This window comes from uncultured Methanofollis sp. (assembly GCF_937919355.1).
Taxonomy (GTDB): domain Archaea; phylum Halobacteriota; class Methanomicrobia; order Methanomicrobiales; family Methanofollaceae; genus Methanofollis.
In genome coordinates, this window is sequence record NZ_CALFSA010000016.1 from 19327 (window position 1) to 39386 (window position 20060).

The 20060-nt window shown below is 58.6% G+C and carries 21 protein-coding genes and 2 tRNA genes; 9 read left to right on the forward strand and 14 right to left on the reverse strand.

Features of this window, described 5'->3' with window-relative positions; translation table 11 throughout:
• Window positions 1-2 precede the first annotated feature (2 nt).
• Entirely contained in the window at window positions 3-755 is a 753-nt protein-coding gene (locus Q0520_RS00870; protein WP_298665458.1) for an ABC transporter ATP-binding protein, read from the forward strand.
• Here the strand turns inward: Q0520_RS00870 and Q0520_RS00875 are convergent.
• Both Q0520_RS00875 and Q0520_RS00880 read right to left on the reverse strand, forming a co-directional pair.
• On the reverse strand, window positions 702-1487 hold the full coding sequence (locus Q0520_RS00875; RefSeq protein ID WP_298665460.1) for a glucose 1-dehydrogenase: 786 nt from the start codon (window positions 1485-1487) through the stop codon (window positions 702-704). The two genes, Q0520_RS00870 and Q0520_RS00875, sit on opposite strands and share 54 nt — an antisense overlap.
• A gap of 121 nt (window positions 1488-1608) precedes the next feature.
• Window positions 1609-1965, reverse strand: coding sequence for a protease inhibitor I42 family protein (locus tag Q0520_RS00880; RefSeq protein ID WP_298665462.1), 357 nt, complete (start codon window positions 1963-1965; stop codon window positions 1609-1611).
• Window positions 1966-2139: 174 nt separating this feature from the next.
• On the opposite strand from Q0520_RS00880, the gene Q0520_RS00885 reads away from it, so the two are divergent.
• Both Q0520_RS00885 and Q0520_RS00890 read left to right on the forward strand, forming a co-directional pair.
• The gene (locus Q0520_RS00885) at window positions 2140-3318 is read left to right on the forward strand and encodes a PLP-dependent aminotransferase family protein (RefSeq protein ID WP_298665533.1); all 1179 of its coding nucleotides are present in this window, start codon (window positions 2140-2142) and stop codon (window positions 3316-3318) included.
• Between the two features lie 129 nt (window positions 3319-3447).
• A complete protein-coding gene (locus tag Q0520_RS00890; RefSeq protein ID WP_298665536.1) occupies window positions 3448-4383 on the forward strand; it encodes a DUF475 domain-containing protein in 936 nt (311 codons plus the stop codon).
• A 734-nt stretch (window positions 4384-5117) separates the two neighbouring features.
• Here the strand turns inward: Q0520_RS00890 and Q0520_RS00895 are convergent.
• The 10 genes from Q0520_RS00895 to Q0520_RS00940 all read right to left on the reverse strand — a co-directional run bounded on the left by Q0520_RS00895 (window position 5118) and on the right by Q0520_RS00940 (window position 14945).
• Window positions 5118-5645: a DUF6141 family protein gene (locus tag Q0520_RS00895; RefSeq protein WP_298665464.1), complete on the reverse strand. Its 528-nt coding sequence runs from the start codon at window positions 5643-5645 to the stop codon at window positions 5118-5120.
• 361 nt (window positions 5646-6006) lie between these two features.
• Complete coding sequence (locus Q0520_RS00900) at window positions 6007-6495, reverse strand: VOC family protein (protein ID WP_298665467.1); 489 nt, start codon at window positions 6493-6495, stop codon at window positions 6007-6009.
• Window positions 6496-6570: 75 nt separating this feature from the next.
• Complete coding sequence (locus tag Q0520_RS00905; RefSeq protein WP_298665469.1) at window positions 6571-7023, reverse strand: NusA-like transcription termination signal-binding factor; 453 nt, start codon at window positions 7021-7023, stop codon at window positions 6571-6573.
• Window positions 7024-7314: a 50S ribosomal protein L30e gene (locus Q0520_RS00910; protein WP_298665473.1), complete on the reverse strand. Its 291-nt coding sequence runs from the start codon at window positions 7312-7314 to the stop codon at window positions 7024-7026.
• A gap of 2 nt (window positions 7315-7316) precedes the next feature.
• Complete coding sequence (gene rpoA2, locus Q0520_RS00915) at window positions 7317-8486, reverse strand: DNA-directed RNA polymerase subunit A'' (protein WP_298665476.1); 1170 nt, start codon at window positions 8484-8486, stop codon at window positions 7317-7319.
• Window positions 8486-11140, reverse strand: a complete 2655-nt coding sequence (locus Q0520_RS00920; protein WP_298665479.1) for a DNA-directed RNA polymerase subunit A' — start codon at window positions 11138-11140, stop codon at window positions 8486-8488. The genes rpoA2 and Q0520_RS00920 overlap by 1 nt, the downstream gene beginning before the upstream one ends.
• Before the next feature lie 12 nt (window positions 11141-11152).
• Window positions 11153-12967: a DNA-directed RNA polymerase subunit B gene (gene rpoB, locus Q0520_RS00925; RefSeq protein WP_298665482.1), complete on the reverse strand. Its 1815-nt coding sequence runs from the start codon at window positions 12965-12967 to the stop codon at window positions 11153-11155.
• Window positions 12964-14529, reverse strand: coding sequence for a DNA-directed RNA polymerase subunit B'' (locus Q0520_RS00930; protein ID WP_298665539.1), 1566 nt, complete (start codon window positions 14527-14529; stop codon window positions 12964-12966). The genes rpoB and Q0520_RS00930 overlap by 4 nt, the downstream gene beginning before the upstream one ends.
• Before the next feature lie 15 nt (window positions 14530-14544).
• Window positions 14545-14796 (reverse strand): DNA-directed RNA polymerase subunit H, encoded by a 252-nt coding sequence (locus Q0520_RS00935; RefSeq protein WP_298665485.1) that lies wholly within the window; start codon window positions 14794-14796, stop codon window positions 14545-14547.
• Window positions 14797-14871: 75 nt separating this feature from the next.
• Window positions 14872-14945, reverse strand: a tRNA-Lys gene (locus Q0520_RS00940).
• 176 nt (window positions 14946-15121) lie between these two features.
• Here Q0520_RS00940 and Q0520_RS00945 point away from each other — a divergent pair.
• The gene (locus Q0520_RS00945) at window positions 15122-15529 is read left to right on the forward strand and encodes a phosphate-starvation-inducible PsiE family protein (RefSeq protein WP_298665488.1); all 408 of its coding nucleotides are present in this window, start codon (window positions 15122-15124) and stop codon (window positions 15527-15529) included.
• Window positions 15530-15553: 24 nt separating this feature from the next.
• Here Q0520_RS00945 and Q0520_RS00950 read toward each other — a convergent pair whose 3' ends face one another.
• Together Q0520_RS00950 and Q0520_RS00955 are read right to left on the reverse strand one after the other, a co-directional pair.
• Entirely contained in the window at window positions 15554-16183 is a 630-nt protein-coding gene (locus tag Q0520_RS00950; RefSeq protein WP_298665491.1) for a response regulator, read from the reverse strand.
• Window positions 16183-16560 carry a roadblock/LC7 domain-containing protein gene (locus tag Q0520_RS00955; protein ID WP_298665494.1) on the reverse strand — a complete coding sequence of 126 codons (378 nt, stop codon included), beginning with the start codon at window positions 16558-16560 and terminating at the stop codon, window positions 16183-16185. Before Q0520_RS00955 ends, Q0520_RS00950 begins: the two co-directional genes overlap by 1 nt.
• A gap of 473 nt (window positions 16561-17033) precedes the next feature.
• Between Q0520_RS00955 and Q0520_RS00960 the strand changes: the two genes are divergently transcribed.
• From Q0520_RS00960 to Q0520_RS00980, 5 genes are all read left to right on the forward strand, one after another.
• Window positions 17034-17930, forward strand: a complete 897-nt coding sequence (locus Q0520_RS00960) for a hypothetical protein (protein ID WP_298665496.1) — start codon at window positions 17034-17036, stop codon at window positions 17928-17930.
• Window positions 17931-17937: 7 nt separating this feature from the next.
• Window positions 17938-18531: a hypothetical protein gene (locus tag Q0520_RS00965; protein WP_298665499.1), complete on the forward strand. Its 594-nt coding sequence runs from the start codon at window positions 17938-17940 to the stop codon at window positions 18529-18531.
• 57 nt (window positions 18532-18588) lie between these two features.
• Window positions 18589-19374, forward strand: a complete 786-nt coding sequence (gene minD / locus Q0520_RS00970) for a cell division ATPase MinD (protein WP_298665501.1) — start codon at window positions 18589-18591, stop codon at window positions 19372-19374.
• Between the two features lies 1 nt (window position 19375).
• On the forward strand, window positions 19376-19582 hold the full coding sequence (locus tag Q0520_RS00975) for a hypothetical protein (RefSeq protein ID WP_298665504.1): 207 nt from the start codon (window positions 19376-19378) through the stop codon (window positions 19580-19582).
• A gap of 389 nt (window positions 19583-19971) precedes the next feature.
• A tRNA-Pro gene (locus Q0520_RS00980) sits at window positions 19972-20048 on the forward strand.
• Window positions 20049-20060 lie beyond the last annotated feature (12 nt).

A 20060-nucleotide genomic window follows, 5' to 3' on the forward strand; every position in this document is an offset into this window, starting at 1 on the left:
GCATGATCGTTGCCCGCGACCTTGCCCGGACCTACATGCTCGGGGCGGTGCCTGTCCGCGCCCTGCGGGGCGTCTCCTTCACCATCGAGGGGGGGGAGTTCGTCGGGATCATGGGAGCCAGCGGGTCGGGGAAGTCCACCCTCCTCCACGCGATGGGCCTCCTCGACGTCCCGACCGCGGGCACGATCGAGATCGACGGGACAGACGTCCTCGCCCTCTCCGGGAGGGAGAAGACGCGTTTCCGGCTGAACAGACTTGGCTACGTCTTCCAGGACTACGCCCTCATCCCGGAACTGACGGTGGAGGAGAACGTGGTCCTCCCCTGTCTGGTGCGAGGCGTGCCCCGCGAGGAGTGCCTCGGCCTGAGCAGGGAAGTTCTCAGGGACGTTGGACTGGAGGGGCGGATGGACCACCGCCCGGCCGAACTCTCCGGCGGCGAACAGCAGAGGGTGGCGATTGCGCGGGCCCTGGTGAACAGACCGGCCATCCTCTTCGCCGACGAGCCCTGCGCGAACCTCGACTCGGCGACCTCGACGACGATCCTGGACCTCTTTGCCCGCCTGAACGAAGAGTTCGGGCAGACGATCGTGATGGTGACGCATGAAGACTGGCATATCAGGTATTTCTGCCGGGTGATCTATCTCCGCGACGGCCTGGTCGAGAGGGAAGAACCGTGCAGGACGAAAAAAAGACGGAGGGCGTCACCGGATCGAGAGACCGCCGTCGACGACGATCGCCTGCCCGGTGATGTATGAGGCGGCGTCCGAGCAGAGCCAGAGAACTGCGGCGGCCACCTCCTCGGGACGCCCGAAGCGCCCGGCCGGGATCTCCTGCATCGCCCGCATCTTTGCCTGCGTGATGGAGACGCCCGGTATTGTCTGCCACGCCCGGTCGAGCCCCTCTGTCTGGATGACGCCCGGGCAGACGGCATTGACCCTGATGCCCGAACTCGCGAATTCGAGGGCGGCGGCACGGGTGAGGGCGAGGTTGGCGCTCTTCGTCGCCGCATAGATCGAGGCCCCCGGTGACCCGAGGATGGCGGAGACAGCCGAGATGTTCACGATCGCCCCGCCACCGTGCTGGACCATTGCCGGGATCTCGTACTTCAGGGAGAGGAAGACACCCCTGAAGTTCGTCCCGACGGTGCTGTCGAAGTCGCCACCGCTCTGCATGGGGATGAACTGTATTGCGCCGGCGACTCCGGCGGCATTGAAGGCGTAGTCGATCCCGCCGAATGTTTCCACCGTGGCGGCGACGAGCCTCTCGACGTCCTCGTCTCTGGAGACATCGGCCTCTACCCAGAGCGCCTCGCCACCGGCGTCCCGGACCGTCGCCACCGCCTGCTCACCTGTCTCCTTATGACGACTCCCGATCACGACCCTGGCACCTTCCGCGGCGAAGGCGGCCGCCGTGGCCCGCCCGATACCCGAACTCCCCCCGGTAATGAGGGCGACCCGGTCCCTGAACTCCCCGTATCTTGCGCCCATATCTGTCCCCCCCTCCTCACTCTCTTCATTCATCTGCTTTGCGGCGCCTGCTGCCATGAGGGGGTACGCGTATCCGCCGCCTTCTCCCTCATCTGATCCGGGGGAAGACGCCGGCAGCGTATCATACCGCCCGTATCGTCAGGGTGAACGTCTTCTCTGCCGCAGCGTCAGGTGCCCCGACCCTCACCCACAGGGCCCTGAAGGTGTACGTCCCCGGTCCCAGAGGTTCGACCGTCCACTCCTGCGTCCCCGCCGCCGTCTTCTCGTCGGTGACGACGAGGCCGTCGCTCATGTCAGTCCTCCACTCGTACTTCTCGACGGTGTCGTACGGGAGGGCGACGATCACCCGCCCTCCTTCGCCGACGCTGACAGTCGTCCCGTTCTCCTTCTCTCCCACCCTCACGGTGTCAGGGGTGCCGGTGCATCCCACGATGCAGGCGGCAAGTGCAAGGAGGACGATGACGGTCCCGGACTTCATCGCCCGGCATCTGTCTGCCGCGGTCATAACACTTGCGGCACCGGGATAGGTTTTTGCCCCCTGTACACAAACCAGACCTGTATATTCTGCACCGTCCTGAAGAGGGCGGTCGCGGACGCTCCGGCCCCCTCCTCTTTCGGTACGCCGGAGACACACCAGAAGGTCGGAACTGTGATGGAATACCGTTTTGCAGACCGTATGTATCATGCCCCTGAATCGTTTATCGAAGAACTCTTCCGGGTCTCTGGCGTCCCCGGCGTCATCTCCTTTGCCGGAGGGCTGCCCGACCCCTCTCTCATCGACGTGGAGGGGATCGGAAAAGCGGCCTCCGAGGTGATGGAGGAGGAGGGGGCGATCGCCCTCCAGTACTCGACGACAGACGGTTACCTCCCCCTGCGTGAGTTCATCGCCGCACGCTACAGAAAACGCCTCGGCATCCCGGCAGAGGCGTCTGAGATCCAGATCGTGAATGGTTCGCAGCAGTGCCTCGACCTGATGGCGAAGATCTTCCTCAACCCCGGCGACACCGCCGGGGTGGAAGGACCGGGGTACCTCGGCGCAATCGAGGCCTTCTCCCTCTACGAACCGCAGGTCCGTGCCGTCCCCCTCGAAGAGGACGGCCCTGACCTCGAAGCCTTCGAGGCGCTCGTCAGGGAGCACGCTCCCAAATACTTCTACGGTGTCCCGAACTCCCAGAACCCCTCGGGCCTCACCTACTCACAGGAGAAGAGGAAGGCGATCGCCGATATCCTCGAGGGGACGGGCACGGTCTTCTACGAGGACGACGCCTTTGGAGAACTCTTCTTCGACAGACGCCCGCGCCTCCCGGTGAAGAAATACCTCCCCGACGGTGCCGTGCTCTCCGGTTCGTTCTCGAAGACAGTCTCGCCGGGCATGCGTATCGGGTGGATACTCGCCCCGGCACCTGTCCTGAAACAGTTCAATGTGGCGAAGCAGGCGGCCGACCTCCACTCCAACTTCCTCTGCCAGATGGTCCTCCACCGCTACCTGACAGAGACCGACCTCGACGCGCATGTCAGCCGGATCTCCGCGGTGTACGGGAGGCGCTGCCGCCTCATGTGCGACCTCCTCGACGACGGTTTCCCCGCCGGCGTCACCCACACGACACCACAGGGGGGGATGTTCCTGCTCGTCTCCCTCCCCGACGGCGTCTCGGCGATGGACGTCTTCCATGAAGGGATCAGGAAAGGCGTCGCCGTCCTGCCGGGCGTCCCCTTCTACGCAAACGGCGGCGGGGAGCACACCATCCGCCTGAACTTCTCCTGCGTCGACGATGAAAGCATCGCCGAGGGGATGGCCAGGCTGAAGGGCGTTATCGCCTCGTGCGTGTGAAGGCACGGTTGTCCTGCTATTCACCACTTTTTCCGCCGGTAGCAGGCATGAGATAGCCGCAGGTCTTTGAGGGTGCTCCTCCACCTCCCCCTCAAAGACTTTAAAATATGACGTCAATGATATGTGGCAATGTTCGATCTCTTCGCCATTCTCCTCACGATCGCCGGTCTCTGCCTCTTTGAGACGATATCGTCGATCGACAATGCCATCATCAACGCTGAGGTGCTCAGCACGATGGGGGAGAGGGCGCGGCGGTGGTTCCTCGTCTGGGGCCTCCTCTTTGCGGTCTTTGTGGTGCGGGGTATCATGCCCTGGCTCATTGTCTGGGCGGCGACCCCGTCTCTCGGCCCGATCGGTGCCCTGACAGCCACATTCTCCGATGACCCGGCAGTCATTGCATCGATCAATGACTCGGCGCCCATTCTCCTCATCGGCGGCGGCACCTTCCTCCTCTTTCTCTTCCTCCACTGGCTCTTTCTGGAGCCCAAGGAGTTCGGCCTCAGGGGCGAGCGCTACTTTGCGGAGAAAGGGGTCTGGTTCTACGCCGCCGTCTCGGTGACCCTCGCAGTCCTCGTCTGGTTCGCCCTCGAAACACGCCCCCTCATGGCCTTCGGCGCTGTCGTGGGCTCGACGGCCTTCTTCATCGTCCAGGGCTTCAGGATGAACGCCGACATGAAGGAACAGCAGCTCAAGGAGCAGCATCTCTCTGACTTCAGCAAACTCTGCTACCTTGAGGTGATCGACGCCACCTTCTCCATCGACGGCGTCCTCGGTGCCTTCGCGTTCACTCTCTCCGTCCCCCTCATCATCATCGGTAACGGTCTCGGCGCCTTTGTGGTGCGTGAACTCACCATCAGGAACATAGAACACATCAAGCGCTACGTCTTCCTCAAGAACGGTGCGATGTATTCCATCCTCTGTCTGGGTGCGATCATGGTCCTCCACTCCTTCGGCGTCCCCGTCCCGTCGTTTGTGTCGCCGGTGGTCACCTTCGGCGTCGTCGGCTACTTCCTCTACAAGTCGATCAAGTTCGCCCGCTACATGGACCTGCGGCACGGGCAGTGAGGTACTGCGGGAGGACTCTCCCCCTCTCTCCTTCATGGCGGGCATTCGTCGCCGTTCTTTCTCTGAAGAAATCCTGTTCCGGAGTGCCTCTGCCGGGGGGCTGCCTTGAAGACTCTGTCTTCTCGACTCCCTCTGGTCGTCACTCGAAAACCTCACGGTCAACGGTAAATCAGAGATTTGCCAGAACAGGAAAATCTTCGATTTTCCCGTATTTCTCACGGTCGCTATCGCTCCCTCTCCCCGGTCCCTCGAAAGCCTCTGGCTTTCTCGAACTCGCTACCGCTCGTTCCCCGCATCAGGATAGAACCGGGGATGGTAACCCCCTCTCACGATTGTTGATTTCGCCTTCCCTGCCCTATCGCAATTCCAGGGACAACCGAAGGGAGTCGAGAGAGGTGTGACCGGAGGGAGCATGAGAATACGGGAAATGCAAAGCATTTCCCGTTCACGCACATCTTCGATGTGCAGCGGGTCGAAGACCTTCGAGGTGTGACCGGAGGGCGCTAGAGAAGGTCGAAGACCTTCGAGGATCCCCCCGCGCGAAGATGAAGGAAGGCGGTTGAGTCACGTTCGTACCCGGAAAAAGTGAGAGTTTACCATGAAAACCACCAAGGTGGTTTTCAAAGAACCGCCTGAAACTTCGTTTCATGAGCGATTCTACAAAGCCCGGAAATATTTTGTTCAGGGTTGTCGGCGATCAAAAATTTTCCTGACCATCCATGAGGGCCATTCTCTTACGTCCGCCTCCCCTGCGACGCCCTTGCCGCCGCGACAAAACCCTCCGGGTCGCGGCTTCCGAAGAGGACCTTCCTCCCGTCCCTGAGGTACACCCGCACCCCGCGGTCGCCCCCGGTCGTATAGGCCCGCCAGCCTCCGGCGCCCCGCCTGATGCCCCATCCGCCGAACTCTTTCATGGGACTGTATGTGCAGGCCTCCAGGCGGACGATCTCCCCCGCGGGGATCACCCTGAACCTGAGGTGGAGGGGGAAGTAACGGTAGGCGATCCCGTCGACCCGCACCTCGACGGTGAGGTGAAGGACGGCGAAGAAGAGGGGGAAGAGCGTGCCGAAGACGATGGTGATGACGGCCATCCCCCAGTCGGGCGCCGGGTTGTTCCCGAAGGGGATGCCAAGGAGCAACTGCTGCACCGCCCCCCACCAGGCGATTCCTGCAATGAGAGCGAGGACTGCCCAGAGCCAGACCTGGGTGAAGTGCTGCCTCTCCCTGAAGATGACCGGGACTTTGTCGACGTCGCTTTCCATATAAATCTCTCAATAGTGTCGTCTTCGGGGGATATATGATGATACTCGTGGAGAAGAATGCCGGTTATTCATTCAGGCCTCACCTTCGCGGTGGCGAGGTTAAGGCACAGAGGGCACCACCGAAAGCCATCCAGATTGTCTGGTACGTCCCCTGCGCGAGCAACCAGCCTCCCGCAATACTCCCCAGACCTCCCCCGCAGAAAAGCCCCGGCCCGATCAGTCCTGAGGGGAGTCCCCGGGAACCGGCAGTGACATCACGCGCTATCGTCGCCAGTGTCGATTTTTGCCCGTCTCCGGTCTCTGTACCCTCACTATCGTGCGGACCCGCCGCCGTAACCCGCCTCTCAACGCTTGAGGTGCCTCAGTCGCAGCACTCGCGTCCCAGCATCGCCGCCACGACCTGCGGGGGGAGAGTCGTCCTCTCGCTGATCCCGGCATCGGACAACCCCTCCGCCGCGAGGCGTGCGACCACCGCTGGCATCGGTTCGGCCACCTCGACCAGGTGACCGTCGGGGTCGAAGAACCGGACCACGCGCTGGGCCCATGGTTGCTCTTTCAGAGGGTGGAGGAGCCGGACACCCGCATCTGCGACCCGCCCGGCCATCTCCTCGATCTCCGCCGTCTCGAAGTAGACCTCTATCTGCGGTGCCGGCACCTCGCCCTGCGGCATCTTCCCCGCGTACAGCAGGTTGTTCACGTAGGCAAGGTCCCAGAGGGCAAGCCCGCCGACAAACCCAACATTCACGCCGATGTCCAGTTCTATCTCCTGCCCGAGGACGTCGATATAGAAGGCCTTCGCTCTCTCCATGTCCCCGACAAAGAGGACCGTGCTCCTGAAGGTTATATTCATGGCGAGGATATCTGCGCCGCAGGATAAAAGGTATTCGATATATCGCGGAGGACGAATTGCCAAAAAAAGAAAGGTTTAGAAACCCTCGTCGTCCTGGACGAGTTGCACATCGGCGATGTCATGCTGCCGGCCGGCGAGTTTCTTTGCCTTGAAAATGTTCTTTCCTTCCTTGCCAATTGCAAGACCGCGGTCATCGGGCTTCACGTCGACGAGGGCGACCTTCTCTCCATCCTCGTTCGTGGAGAAGGTGATTGAGGTGACCTGCGCCGGGAGGAAGCAGTTCTTCAGGAACTGCTCGGGGTCATTCGAGTACTCGACGACCTCGATCCTCTTGCCGAAGGCCTCGGAGGCCTTCTTGATCGTCGCTCCCTTCTTCCCGATCGCAAGCCCCATGTCGCCAGGATTGATGACGAAGATGATGCGGTCGTTCCTCTCGTCGATGATGCAGTCCCGGCTGCCCGCGCCGGTCATGTTCTCGAACTTGGAGATCAACTGCATGCAGTCTTCGGTGAGTTTAATTTCTGCCATCTAGGCCCTCTTGATGCTGAGGATATCTGAGTCGCCGGGTTCGACGACTGCAAGCGCACTGACGACAAATGGCTTACCGCAGGCCTTTCCGAGTTCGACACCTGAATTGCTGTACACGTAACTTGCAACGCTCTCGTTGGCCAGCATGGCCTCTTTGAATGCTGCGGGGCAGTTTTTGGCGATGACGACAAGCTGGGCCTTACCGGCCTTGACACACTCTTCAGTTGCGTTCTGTCCAAGGAAGACCTTGCCGGTTTTGATGGCTCTTCTCAAAGACTCGTTAAAGTCCATAATTAATTCTCCTGGTTTAAGGGTTTTGCAATTAACCTGATATCCCCTGTTCCGAGCTGGATCGGCTGACCGACGATGACGTTCTCGGTCACGCCGTTGAGAATATCAGATTCTCTTGCGACCGCGGCGTCGAGGAGGTGGTTGACAGTCACTTCGAAGGCGGCACGGGAGAGGACACTCTCCTTCTCGCCCGCGATACCGTGACGGCCGATCTGTTTGACCTCTCCGTCCATGCACATCATGTCAGCGATGAGCATGATATGCCGCACGTCAACCGAGATACCCTGCTCCCCGAGCGTGCTCTTCATCTCGTCGATGATCGCATTTCTGGCGGCCTCGATCCCGAGGATCTGGGAGATCTCGTTGATATTGTTGGTGCGGGTACGGGTGGTGTCGACACCCTCGACCTCGAACACATCCTTTAGGTTGGATCCTTCAGTATAAAGTATATACTCTCCTCCTTCCTTCCTGACAACCACCCGCTCGATGTCGTCGATACCCTGCACGATCACGTTCCTGACATGATCGGCAAGCTGGAAGAGGTTCTGGTACGTCTCGTTCTTGGGGGTGAAGATGATCGTCCCGTCTGCGGCGTTCCCTTCGGACTCGAAGTCGCGGTAGTGACGGCGGTCCCGGATCTTCTGCGGCGCTCTCTCCATGATCTCGCTCATGGCGATCTTCCTCTTGTCGCAGACCTCCTTTTTGATGTGCATCTCCACCCGCATGTTCGCCATGTCAGTGATGATGTCGCCGAACTCGTGGAGGGGTGCCGCTTCGATCTGCCAGGAGACTTCACGTGCCTTGTCCCTGTCAACCGAGTACTCGGGCTCCAGGTGGATCGTCATCGTCGGGGTCGAGGGTTCCTTCCTGGCGTCCATGATCTCGATGAGACGGGGCAGACCGAGAGTAACGTTGATCTCGGCCACACCGGCGTAGTGGAAAGTACGCATCGTCATCTGGGTGCCGGGCTCGCCCAGGGACTGGGCGGCCACAATACCGCAGGCCTCGCAGGGCTCGATCCGGGTCCGCTCATACTCGTGCTGCATACCCTTCATGATCGCTGCAAACTGCTCTGCGGTGACTTCCTTCCCGTCGAGGTCCTTGATCAGTTCATCTTTTGTCCTTTCCGGGAGTTCGGCCGCGTGGATCGCGGCCAGCATTGATTCGTCCATCAGACCTCCTCCTTGAGCACGTTCTCGATCACGCCTTTCACGTCCACAGGTTCACCGTAACTGCTCTTTGTCGGGTCGGTGCCGTCCTCCCCGTACTGGAACTGGAGGATACGGCCTCCGGTCGTCCTGACAGACCTGTCATATTCTACCTTCAGGTCCTGCAGGGCGTTGATCATCCGTCTCTGCAGGTACCCGCTCTGGGACGTACGGACTGCGGTATCGACGAGACCTTCACGGCCGCCGATGGCGTGGAAGAAGAACTCGGTCGGGTTGAGGCCTTTCTTGTACGACGACCTGACGAAACCGTGTGCCGGTGCGCCGCGGTCGCCCCTCTTGAAGTGCGGGAGGGTACGCTGGTCGTACCCACGGACAATACGCTCGCCACGGACTGACTGCTGTCCAACACAACCAGCCATCTGGGTCAGGTTCAGGATAGAACCACGGGCACCGGAGACGGCCATCACCACTGCCGAGTTTGAGAGACCGAGGTGGCGGGATGCGATCTCACCGGTGCTGTCACGGGCCTTGCCGAGCACCTGCATGATCTGCATCTCCAGGGTCTCCTCCTCGGTACGACCTGGCATCGGTTCGAGCTGACCCTCCTCGTAGATCTGGATACGGCGGCGGACGTCGCGCTCGGCGTTGTCGAGCACCTCGTTGATCTGGCCGTAATCAGTCTTGGACAGGTCTTCGTCGTCGATGGCGAAGGAGAACCCGTCGAACATGATGGACCTGATCGAGAGGCGGGTCACCTCGTTGATGAACTGCGCCGCTCTCTTCTGCGAGTACTGGCGGATGATCCTGTTCACGATCTCACCGTCGAATGCACCGATCGCCTTTTTATCGATGGTGCCGGTGATAAGTTCGCCGTCCCTGACTTTTACGTAGGTGTCACGGTCACAGAGTTCCTTCTTACAGGTCTCGCAGTGCTGGCAGGACGACGCCTTGAAGATCATGTTGATGCCGTCCGGGAGGATCACGGAAAAGACCTGTTTGTTGCTCCAGTAAGGCACACCGTTCTCGACCTTGCCAGGCTCCGGCATGTGCTCGACACCCGTGTGCCTGAGGAGGTAGAGAGCTTCGGACTTCGTGAACCAGCGCACGCCATGGGTCAGGAGGAAGATGCCTGAGATGTGGTCGTGGATGCCGCCGATGATCGGGCCTCCGAAACGGGGCGAGAGGATGTTCTCCTGCACATTGACCAGGATCTCGACCTCGGCCATTGCCTCCTCGGTCTGCGGCACGTGCAGGTTCATTTCGTCACCGTCGAAGTCGGCGTTGTACGGCGGGCAGACGGCCGGGTTCAACCTGAAGGTCTTCCCGTCCATGATCTTGATGTGGTGGCCCATGATCGACATCCGGTGCAGGGACGGCTGTCTGTTGAAGAGCACGATATCCCCGTCCCGCATCTGCCTTTCCACGGTCCAGCCCACTTCAAGCTGGTCGGCGACGTCGTCCTTGTTCTCGTCGGAGATACGGATGCGCCGTTCGTCTGCCCTGATCACGTAGTTCGCGCCGGGCGGATCGGTGAGAGCCTTCCTGCTGGTGCCGTTCCGCACGTAGAAGCGGGCGACGTCGATGTTCTGGGTGGTCACCCGCACCGGGATGGTCATCTCGTTTGCGATCGCCATGGGGATGCCGACCTCGTTCACGCTGAGGAAGGGGTTCGGCGAGATGACGGTACGGGCCGAGAAGTTCACACGTTTGCCTGAGAGAGAGCCACGGAAACGGCCGTCCTTACCCTTCAGTCTCTGGGAGAGAGTCTTTAACGGGCGACCCGAGCGGTGGCGTGCCGGCGGGCACCCTGCCACCTCGTTGTCGAGATAGGTGGTGACGTGGTACTGAAGAAGTTCCCAGAGGTCCTCGATGATCAACTGTGGTGCGCCGGCGTCCTGGTTCTCCTTGAAGCGCTGGTTGATCCTGATAATGTCCACGAGTTTGTGGGTCAGGTCGTCCTCGGAGCGCTGGCCGTTTTCCAGGATGATCGACGGGCGCATGGTTACCGGTGGCACAGGGAGCACGGTGAGGATCGTCCACTCGGGCCGTGCTACGTCAGGGTCGATGCCGAGGAGTTTCAGGTCATCGCTCGGGATACGCTCAAGACGGGCGCGGATGTCGGCCGGCGTCAGCTTGTGTTCCTCCTTCTTCTCCTTCCCCTGTGCGTCGGTGGTGACGACGACCTCGGAGAAGGTTGTCGGCTTCTCGAAGTTGACCTTCAACTGCTGTTCGCCGCAGTACGGGCAGACCCGTTCCTTCTTGATGTCTTTCTCGGTGACCAGTTCACCGCTCTCGTCCTCTTCTGTCCCAACGATCTTCGTGATCTCATCGGGGGAGAGGAGGAGCCTGCCACAACTCCGGCAGGTCACGCGGAGGAGTTTCCTGATCAGTCTCGTGTAGCCGACGTGGATCACCGGCTTTGCGAGTTCGATGTGACCGAAGTGCCCGGGACAGTCGCTTGCCTTCTGTCCACAGGTCTTGCACCGCATCCCCGGGTCAATGACGCCGAGGTGGAGGTCCATCAACCCCTGCGAGTACGGGTAACCGTCGTCGTCATAGGTGTCGGCCCAGATGATCTTCCGCACGCTCATCTGGCGGATCTCCTTGGGCGAGAGGATGCCGAACTCGATTCTTCCAATTCTCTTCGGGCTTGTCATATCTGTCCCCCCTTATACCATATCTTCAAGCCGCAGCCGCGGCGCGATGCCCATGCTCTTCATCTCGTCGAGGAGGAGTTTGAACGCGTAACTCATCTCCACGGAGTAGATGTCGGTCTCGCTACCACAGTTCAGGCACCGGGTGACATTTCTCTTCTTGTCGAGCATTGCCACCATGCCACAGCGGGCGCAGACGTACTGGTTCACCTTGTCGGACTCGTCGAGCAGGCGCTCTTTGAGTGCCATCGCGGCGCCGTGACCGGTCATCACATCACGCTCCATCTCACCGAAACGGAGACCGCCTTCACGGGCACGTCCTTCGGTCGGCTGGCGGGTGAGCACCTGGATCGGGCCGCGGGACCGTGCGTGCATCTTCGACGAGACCATGTGGTACAGTTTCTGGTAGTAGATCACGCCGACATAGATGTCCGCGTGGAACTGTTTGCCGGTGTAACCGTCGTACATCACTTCACGGCCGGTGTGCGAGAAGCCGTACTGTTTCAGGGCATGGCGGAGGTCTTCTTCCTTCGCACCCTTGAAGGCAGTGGAGTCGATCCGCCGCCCTTCGAGGGCGCCCACCTTGCCACCGAGCATTTCGAGCATATGCCCGACAGTCATACGGGACGGGATGGCGTGGGGGTTGATGATGAGGTCGGGGGCGATGCCCATCTCATTGAAGGGCATGTCCTCCTGAGGGACGATCCAGCCGATGACACCCTTCTGCCCGTGCCTGGATGCGAACTTGTCGCCGACTTCGGGCACACGGAGGTCGCGGGTCCGGACTTTCACGAGGCGCGAGGAGTTCTCGCCCTCGGTGATGATCACGGTGTCCACGATGCCGTGCTCGTTGCTCCGCATCGTCACCGAGGTGTCACGCCTCTTCTCGACTGAGATCAGTTCTCCGCTCGGTTCTTCGAGGAAACGGGGCGGTGAGGTCTTCCCGATAAGGACATCCTTCTCCTTGACGACCGTCTCGGGGTTGATGATCCCGTCGTCGTCGAGGTTCTGGTAATACTCGGCACCATGTGCGCCCGAGACTTCTTCGTCCGGGATCTCGATCCTGTCCACCTGACCGCCCGGGTAGCGCCTTTCTTCGCCTTCGTAGGTCCTGAAGAAGTGGGAGCGCCCGAGGCCGCGGTCGATCGAGGCCTTGTTGAAGATGAGGGCATCTTCAATGTTGTAGCCCTCGTAGGAGAGAATGCCGACGACGAAGTTCTGGCCGGCAGGACGGTCGTCGGAACCGATCAGGTCCGAGGCCTGGGTGTAGACCATCGGCTTCTGGCAGTAGTGGAGCTGGTTGCCCCTTGTGTCAGGCCGCAATTTCATGTTGGCCGTGGCAAATCCAAGGGCCTGCTTGACCATGCCCGCACCCATGGTGACACGGGGCGATGCGTTGTGCTCCGGGAAAGGTACATGTGCCGCACCGATGCCCAGGATCAGGGATGGGTCGATCTCAAGGTGGGTATGTTCGGGGGTCAGGTCGGCTTCGTTAATTGCAATGTAGAGGTTTTCCTCCTCTTCTGCGTCGATAAACTCGATGAAGCCCCTCCTGACGAGGTCGTCGAAGGCAATCTCACCAGCGGCGAGCTGGGCGATGTCGGCACTGGTGATCAGGGGTTTGCCGTCCTTGACGACGATCAGAGGTCTTCTTGCCCGGCCGCGGTCGGTGTTGATGACGACGTCGCCGTTGAACTCCTCGAAAGCGATGTTCACCTCTGAGGAAATTGCACCGTGACGCCGCATGGCCCGCGCCTTTTCCACGATCTCTTTCGGGTTTTCGACGAGTCCGATAAGGGACCCGTCAAGGAATACGCGTGACTTTTTCATCGGCGTTCCCTCCCGATGATCAGCGGCTCCACGCCGAGGTTGTAGAAGATATTCTTGATGTCTTCAGTGCTGTCATAGCCTTTTGAAATTTCTACCATTTGTGCGAAGTTCTTCACAAGACCACAGTTCGGGCCTTCCGGGGTTTCCGACGGGCAGATCCGGCCCCACTGAGTGGGGTGCAGGTCACGGGCCTCGAAGTGGGGCTGGGACCGGGAAAGGGGCGAGATGACACGCCGCAGGTGCGAGAGGACGCTCATACGGTCTGTCCGGTCAAGGAGTTGCGAGACACCTGTCCGTCCGCCGACCCAGTTACCAGTAGCAAGGGGGTGGAGGAGGCGCTCGGTCAGGACGTCGGCCCGCACGGCCGTGCTGATCGAGAGGTCACGGTGGCGCATGCTGGCGCGTTCGAGCTGGTACTTGATATCGCGGGTCAACCTGTTGAGGGAGATACGGAAGAGGTCTTCCATCAGGTCGCCTGCAAGTTTCAGCCTCTTGTTCGAGTAATGGTCCTTGTCGTCGATCTTCCGGCGGCCGAGCACGAGGTCGAAGCAGGCCTCTGCCATGCGGCCGAGGAAGTGTGCCTTCGCAAGGCGCACGCCGGTGACTGTCTCTTCATAGCCCTCATCGCCTTCCTTGAGGTTCTCGGGCATGAGGTAGTTGAGGTGGGGCAGGAGGTAGTTGTCGATGACGAACTCGGCCCGTCTCCTCTGGTATTCTTTCGTCTGGTTCGGCGCGAGTTTCTTACCGACGTACATGATGCCGCTCTCGACCGAGTCGCACTCGCTCTCTTCGAGGTTCTGCATCATGTAAGTGAGGATCTCCTCGTCGGTGGAAACGGCCTCGACGATCTCACGGTCACTCCCGAGACCGAGGGCACGCATCAGATCGGCGAATTTGAGGTGACCGGCGACTGATGGGAAGGAGACTTCGAGCAGGTTCTTCTTGTTCTTCTCGACGACGACAAGGGCACGGTAACCCCTGTACTGTGAGAAGACCTTTGCCACGTAGATCCGCTCGTTGTACCTCTCTGTGTACTCGGTCATGATCTTGTTCGAGGCAAGGTCCTCGAGAGTCATGAGCACCCGCTCGGAACCGTTCACAACGAAGTAGCCGCCCGGGTCGAAGGGGTCCTCGCCGTGGGCGACCCGCTCGCTGTCGGAAAGCTCTGCAAGGTTACAGGCGACCGACCCGATCATGACGGGCAACTGCCCGATCTCGGTGGTAACCGGGTCACCCCTGATGTCACCCTGCACGAGGGTCATGTCGAGTTCTATAGGTGCGGCATAGGTGAGGTTGCGCAGGCGCGCCTCTGCAGGGTAGAGGATGCTCTTCGAACCGTCGGCCTCGCGGACGATCGGTTTCAGGATCCGGATCGTGCCGAGTTCGACCCAGACCGCCTCGCTGTTCTTGCCCCTGTTTTCAATGTCGGTCTCGATGATCCGCTGTTCGTCCACCACTTTCTGGAGGTTGTGTTCAAGGAAATTGTTGAACGAGTCCAGCTGGTGACGGGCGACGTGCTCTCCCGAGAAATATGCCCTCGATATAACGCTTCTATCTAACAGATCTATCGCCCCCGATCACTTCTTTGGCCTCTTTACCACGTTACGATACGAGTCGGCGAGGCCAGCCGTCTGGCTTTTTCTCACAATCTTGATGACATCCCCGATTTTTGCCCCTATGGCCTTGGCGGCCGGGTCATCGCTGTAGATACGCGGAAGTTGTTCGAGTGTGATCTGATAGTGGGAAAGGAGTTCTGCAATCTCACTATCGGTCATCTTCTGATGATCCGGCACCATTTCATGATCTAGAACATTAAACTTGGTGCTCATCTTCAATCCCCCAGACAAGAAAGAGTTAAATTCAGATGTATCACCACATAAAAACCACAGACTGCGCCATGGCAGCGGGCCTAGAGGGATTTGAACCCCCGACCACCTGGTTAAAAGCCAGGCGCTCTACCTAACTGAGCTATGGGCCCCGTACGCAGACGGCATTATTACAATGATGCCTGAGTTAATATAATTTTCGGCCCCGTCGGGACCGTCCGGTCACAGGAGAATGTCTGGGGTGCTTTTTCTATGCGTCATGATAAGATTTAACTGCTACGATTCAGACGAATCTGTGATGGTCGTTACTCCTGATGAGAATCCACAGATGCAGTGGGCGATCAACGCTATTACGCGGGTCAACCATGTGATCTACCTCTTTATCGCTATTGTACTCGCCCTCCTTGCCCTGGTCTCATTTTATGATGTGGCCCTCCAGTTTGTGGATATCCTGAAGGCAGATGTACCGATGACCGACAGCATCCTCACGGTGCTCCACGCCCTCCTTGTCACCATCATCATCATCGAGATCCTGGAGACGGTGACCGCGTATTTCCGGACCAACCGTCTGCAGGTGCGGCCGATCCTTATTGCGGGCCTCACTGCGATGGTGCGGAAGGTGCTTGTCTATGGTCTTGAACCGACCGATATCATCGATGTTGCAGGGACGGTGGCGGTCATTGCGGTGCTCACGATTGCGGTGGTCCTGATTGGAAAAGAGGAAGAGTGCCCTTAAAGGATCGGGCATCTGAGGAACAAATTATTTTTTCTGTTGATGGGCGTCGATCTCGGCCTTGATCTGAGCAAGGCGTTCCTGCTGGAACTTGATGCTGTTTTCCATGTTCTTGATCGCAAGGGAGACTTTCTCGCTTGCTGTGCTGTCGTTAATGCTGTAGGTCGTTTCAAGTATGCGAAGGAGGCGGTTGTTCACGTCGACGCCTTTTGCAAGTCGCGCGTATTCGTCGATAAGGCGCCGGTCGAGTCCGACTTCCTTTGCCCTCTCGACGTCGTCCCTGATCATCTCACGGCGCTTGAGCACGCGCTCAATAGCATCGTAGAGTTCCCGGTGGGTGATGGGCTTTAGGATGTAGTCCTCGATATAGGATCCGTAGCCTTCTGCCTCGTCGGGAGTGAGCTGTTTTGCGGTCAGCATCAAGACCGGTATGTCACGCGTCTTCGGGTTGATCTTGATATTCTCCAGTGTCTCCCAGCCGTCCATCGGCTCCATCATGATGTCAAGAAGGATGAGGTCCGGGGTGACGGTGGTGAGGATCTCGAGGGCCTCCTCACCGCCATATGCGGCGATCGACTGGTAACCGCCCCGTTCCAGCATGGTGACGAAGACATCCACGACGAACGGACTGTCGTCTACCACCAGGACCGTGTACATTACAGTACCTCCGCTATCTCAGCTGCGATCTTGGTGAATAACTTGTAAACTGCCTCTGTGTCTGCCGTGGGGTCGAGTATGGCCGCAAGAAGCGTCCTGTCTCCGGCGCTCATGACAAGAACCGAGGCGTCGTCCGATGTGACCAGCACCTTCTGCGGGGGCTGGATATGTGATATGCTCGCTGCGGCCTCGGCCGACGCCAGCATGGTTGCGCTCATGGCAGCGAAGGAAGGTACAGATACCTCTCCCGATGCGAACGATTTGCCCATCAGGATCCCGTCACGGGAAGCGAGCACGCAGGCCGAAACGCCCCTGACCTCCATGATCTCCCTGATGAACGAATTTATTCTCTCCTTTAATCCCTGATGTTCAGTCATGCCCACCGTGTACCTTACTTTATCTTATATATCATATTTTGGTTTCTCTTGCGCCTGATAATGAGTAATCTCATTGATATAGACTTTTTATGAGGTTCTGGTCGAAAGGCCCCGAACATTTTGATTTTTTTTCCTGTCTATATGCCCTTGCGGGATATTCTGCCCATCTCGCAGGGGCGATGTTTAAATTTGCCCTTATTGCGTGGTTTTCATAATCTGGTGTATTTCCTACCGCATGTGATATCGCTATATCTTTATGCCAACTTCAATACCTTCCTGCAATTATTTATCAAGCTGCCGATTTTGTGTAATTAACATAGAGTTATAATATTCACAAACACTAAACCATATTAATGGATATTCCGAGAGGTACCTTCTCTACAATCAGACGAGATACCGCTATATCTGCTGTTCTTACAGAGATCCGGGATACATCATTCAGCGGGTATGCGATGGTGAGTCACGGAGGCGGCATGATCTCTCTTGTGTTCTCCGAAGGTACCTGCATACTCGCAGAGTACCAGAGCCTTCTGGGCGCCGCTGCATGGCAGGCGGTTCAGTCGATGGGAGAGGAGAAAGCAGAGATTGGGCTCTATCTCCTCACCCGTCAGCAACTTCGACTTGCAGATGAATTCAACACAAATGCCCGGGTTTCAGCCCGGGCCCCTCCAAAGGGTGAGGAGGTGCAGGCCGTACGGAACATCGGAAAGGTACAACCGCCGAAGGCGTCTCCCGGGAAAGAACGCCTTGTCGTTCCCCGGGGAGAACTTTTCGAGATGAAAAAGGATGTGGCGACCGCAGAGGTCCTTGAGTCCCTGAAGAAGCGCGCATTCACGGGTTATGGCCTCTTTACAGTTGCCTCGGTCAGTTTCACCCTCGTTTTTTCGGGCGGGAGCTGTATCCTTGCCGGGTATGGCGGGGAACGCGGCTCAGCCGCTCTGGAGAAGGCGAAGGCCCTGAGCGTTCCGGGGGATGTCGGTCTCTACACCCTCACACCCCAGCAGATCGCCCTCTCCATTGAGTTCAACGGGGAGTACCGCGTTGAAAGCGCACCCCGGCCAGAGACCCGCCTACCCCGGGTTCAGAAAGGTGCGGAGGCACCTGCCATGAAGAACCGGTTCCCGCCGCCCCGCAAAGGTGGTACGGCAGGGACCGCTGGCCCCTCTCCGGCCGCGGTGCGGGAGGACCAGAAGGGTGCTGCCGATGCTTCCCCCTCCGTAGGGAATGATGCCCTCATGAGAGACCTCAGCGCACTTGATGCGATCGACACTGCGGAGATGGCTGCAAACTTGAAGACCAGTTATGTCTCGATACTGGACCGTCTCCAGCTCGGGCATCTGGTCAATGAAAAAAAGGAAAAGGAAGCGTGATTGTCACATGGATGACGGAACGATATTCATTGCACTGGGACAAATCATTGTCGTCCTCCTTGCACTGATTGGTGTGGGTGTTGCCGGGTGTGTCCTCTACCTGGTGAGAGTCCAGGAGCAACTGGTGGCGATACGAAAGGATTCGCAGGAAAGGCAGCAGTATACCCAGCTGCGGAACATCGTTGGCGGGACGGCGCAGACCTCGGTGGACATGTTCCAGCTCTTCAAGCATATCCAGCGGTCCCGTGAGGTTGAATGGGAGAAACCTCCCCTGAACCTTGACCTCTTTGAGGGGCGCGCCGATATTGCGGGGAGCATGCAGGCAATGTGCGAGAAGTACTATCTGGATGCGTTCACGGTTGCCACCGATGACGGTCTCGTGGTCGCCTCCTCGGAGGACGATGCGTCTGCTGATGCGGCAAAGTATAGTTACCTCTTCACCGAGGGGAAACTTCCCGACGATCCGAAGGTGATGCTCTTTGGTATCCAGCACAAGGGCTCGAACCTTGTCGGCATCCTCAGGACCGAGCACAACATCCCCGATGCATGGGTCAAAGACATGGAGAGCGATGCGGTGTCCATTCTGAGAAAGTGGCTCTGAGGATTGTGTGGAGGTCGGACAGAGAGTGTCGAACCGAAACGTGATACGAGGAATGAGATGATACGAGCATACACGATAGCATCGGGTAAGGGCGGGACGGGAAAAACGACTTTCACGGTTAATCTCGGTACTGCACTTGCCCAGCTTGGCAAAGAGACCTATATTCTTGATGCCGACGTAGGGATGGCGAATATCGGTATCCTGCTTGGACTGGAGAATGTGCCGGTGACCCTCCATGAGGTACTTGCTGGAAAAGCGAGTATTGACGAGGCGATCTATGACGGTCCCGCCGGTCTGAAGGTGGTGCCGAGCGGCATCTCTCTCCAGGGATTCCAGGATTCAAATCCAGACCGCCTGCGGGAAGTGATGCATGACCTTGTTGACCGGTGTGATTTCCTGCTGATCGACGCGCCGGCTGGCATCAGCAGGGACGGCGTGGTCCCGCTTGCAGTTGCCGACGAAGTGATCCTGGTTGTCAACCCCGAACTCTCCTCCATCGTCGATGCGCTGAAGACCAAGATCCTCACCGAACTGGTCGGCGGTCATGTACAGCATGCGATCATCAACAGGGCCGGCAGGGACAACCTTGATTTCGTCGAGCACAAGATCGAAAAGTCTCTGGGTGTCACCTCACTGGGCGTTATCCCCGAGGACACTTTTGTCAGAGAATCGGCGGCGTACAAGATGCCAGTGGTGATCAAGCACCCGACGTCGGGTGCGGCGCGTGCGATCAAGAAGATCGCTGCGGAACTCGCCGGCTGTGAGTATCACGAAGATGTTGCTGTAACGCGTGAAGGATTCATCGATCGTCTAGCAAGAACACTATTCCGGGGGAATCGGTAAAATGGAACCATTCGACATGGGAGGCATCCTCCTCATTATTCTGGGCTGCGTGATTGTCATCCAGCTCTTCATCATGTATGTCATGTACGTCAGAATCCAGCAACTGCTGAAAGAAGTCGACGCCCTGGGCAGCAGGATGAAGATCACGGACAACGAACTTGAAGCGCTCACCAAGAACGTGGAGAAGTTCAAGCAGTTGCGTATCTGACCCCAATTTACTTTTTTCGGATCTGTTGAAATATCTTGTATGAGAATGCTTCAGGGGGAGGTCATTGTCGCACGTCTGTCTTGACCTCACATTCTGAAGAGACTGCCATCCACCCCTTATCCTGGTGATGGGATGCGAATGAAGGGAGCATGAGAAAATCTTTTCTGATGGTCCTGAGGTAAAACCTTCCACAAATTTCGCCCATACTCTGCACTGCTTTTCCCGTATTGCTGTGTCCTCAGGGAACGACGAAGTACCCTCGTCTCCTCCAATCCCCCCCTCCTGCGCCCTGCCTGCGAGTCGATCCTCTCACCGCTCTCTGGCCTGCATTTGGGTGTTCAGGACGGAAGAGTAGATATAGCGTGACGTCCAAACGTATAGAGTCGGTTGGGGTCATAGGGTAGCCTGGCCATCCTAGGAGACTGGGGGTCTTCTGACCCGCGTTCAAATCGCGGTGACCCCACCACCTTGTTCTTGG

Bases quoted from the DNA above. Each gene is read 5' to 3' on its own strand.
- Q0520_RS00965 (WP_298665499.1), top strand. From the start codon at position 17,938: ATGGATGACGGAACGATATTCATTGCACTGGGACAAATCATTGTCGTC.
- Q0520_RS00895 (WP_298665464.1), bottom strand. From the start codon at position 5,645: ATGGAAAGCGACGTCGACAAAGTCCCGGTCATCTTCAGGGAGAGGCAG.
- Q0520_RS00885 (WP_298665533.1), top strand. From the start codon at position 2,140: ATGGAATACCGTTTTGCAGACCGTATGTATCATGCCCCTGAATCGTTT.
- Q0520_RS00905 (WP_298665469.1), bottom strand. From the start codon at position 7,023: ATGGCAGAAATTAAACTCACCGAAGACTGCATGCAGTTGATCTCCAAG.
- Q0520_RS00875 (WP_298665460.1), bottom strand. From the start codon at position 1,487: ATGGGCGCAAGATACGGGGAGTTCAGGGACCGGGTCGCCCTCATTACC.
- Q0520_RS00900 (WP_298665467.1), bottom strand. From the start codon at position 6,495: ATGAATATAACCTTCAGGAGCACGGTCCTCTTTGTCGGGGACATGGAG.
- rpoB (WP_298665482.1), bottom strand. From the start codon at position 12,967: ATGAAAAAGTCACGCGTATTCCTTGACGGGTCCCTTATCGGACTCGTC.
- Q0520_RS00870 (WP_298665458.1), top strand. From the start codon at position 3: ATGATCGTTGCCCGCGACCTTGCCCGGACCTACATGCTCGGGGCGGTG.
- Q0520_RS00950 (WP_298665491.1), bottom strand. From the start codon at position 16,183: ATGTACACGGTCCTGGTGGTAGACGACAGTCCGTTCGTCGTGGATGTC.
- Q0520_RS00935 (WP_298665485.1), bottom strand. From the start codon at position 14,796: ATGAGCACCAAGTTTAATGTTCTAGATCATGAAATGGTGCCGGATCAT.
- minD (WP_298665501.1), top strand. From the start codon at position 18,589: ATGATACGAGCATACACGATAGCATCGGGTAAGGGCGGGACGGGAAAA.
- Q0520_RS00920 (WP_298665479.1), bottom strand. From the start codon at position 11,140: ATGACAAGCCCGAAGAGAATTGGAAGAATCGAGTTCGGCATCCTCTCG.
- Q0520_RS00975 (WP_298665504.1), top strand. From the start codon at position 19,376: ATGGAACCATTCGACATGGGAGGCATCCTCCTCATTATTCTGGGCTGC.
- rpoA2 (WP_298665476.1), bottom strand. From the start codon at position 8,486: ATGGACGAATCAATGCTGGCCGCGATCCACGCGGCCGAACTCCCGGAA.
- Q0520_RS00955 (WP_298665494.1), bottom strand. From the start codon at position 16,560: ATGACTGAACATCAGGGATTAAAGGAGAGAATAAATTCGTTCATCAGG.
- Q0520_RS00880 (WP_298665462.1), bottom strand. From the start codon at position 1,965: ATGAAGTCCGGGACCGTCATCGTCCTCCTTGCACTTGCCGCCTGCATC.
- Q0520_RS00945 (WP_298665488.1), top strand. From the start codon at position 15,122: ATGCAGTGGGCGATCAACGCTATTACGCGGGTCAACCATGTGATCTAC.
- Q0520_RS00960 (WP_298665496.1), top strand. From the start codon at position 17,034: ATGATCTCTCTTGTGTTCTCCGAAGGTACCTGCATACTCGCAGAGTAC.
- Q0520_RS00890 (WP_298665536.1), top strand. From the start codon at position 3,448: ATGTTCGATCTCTTCGCCATTCTCCTCACGATCGCCGGTCTCTGCCTC.
- Q0520_RS00910 (WP_298665473.1), bottom strand. From the start codon at position 7,314: ATGGACTTTAACGAGTCTTTGAGAAGAGCCATCAAAACCGGCAAGGTC.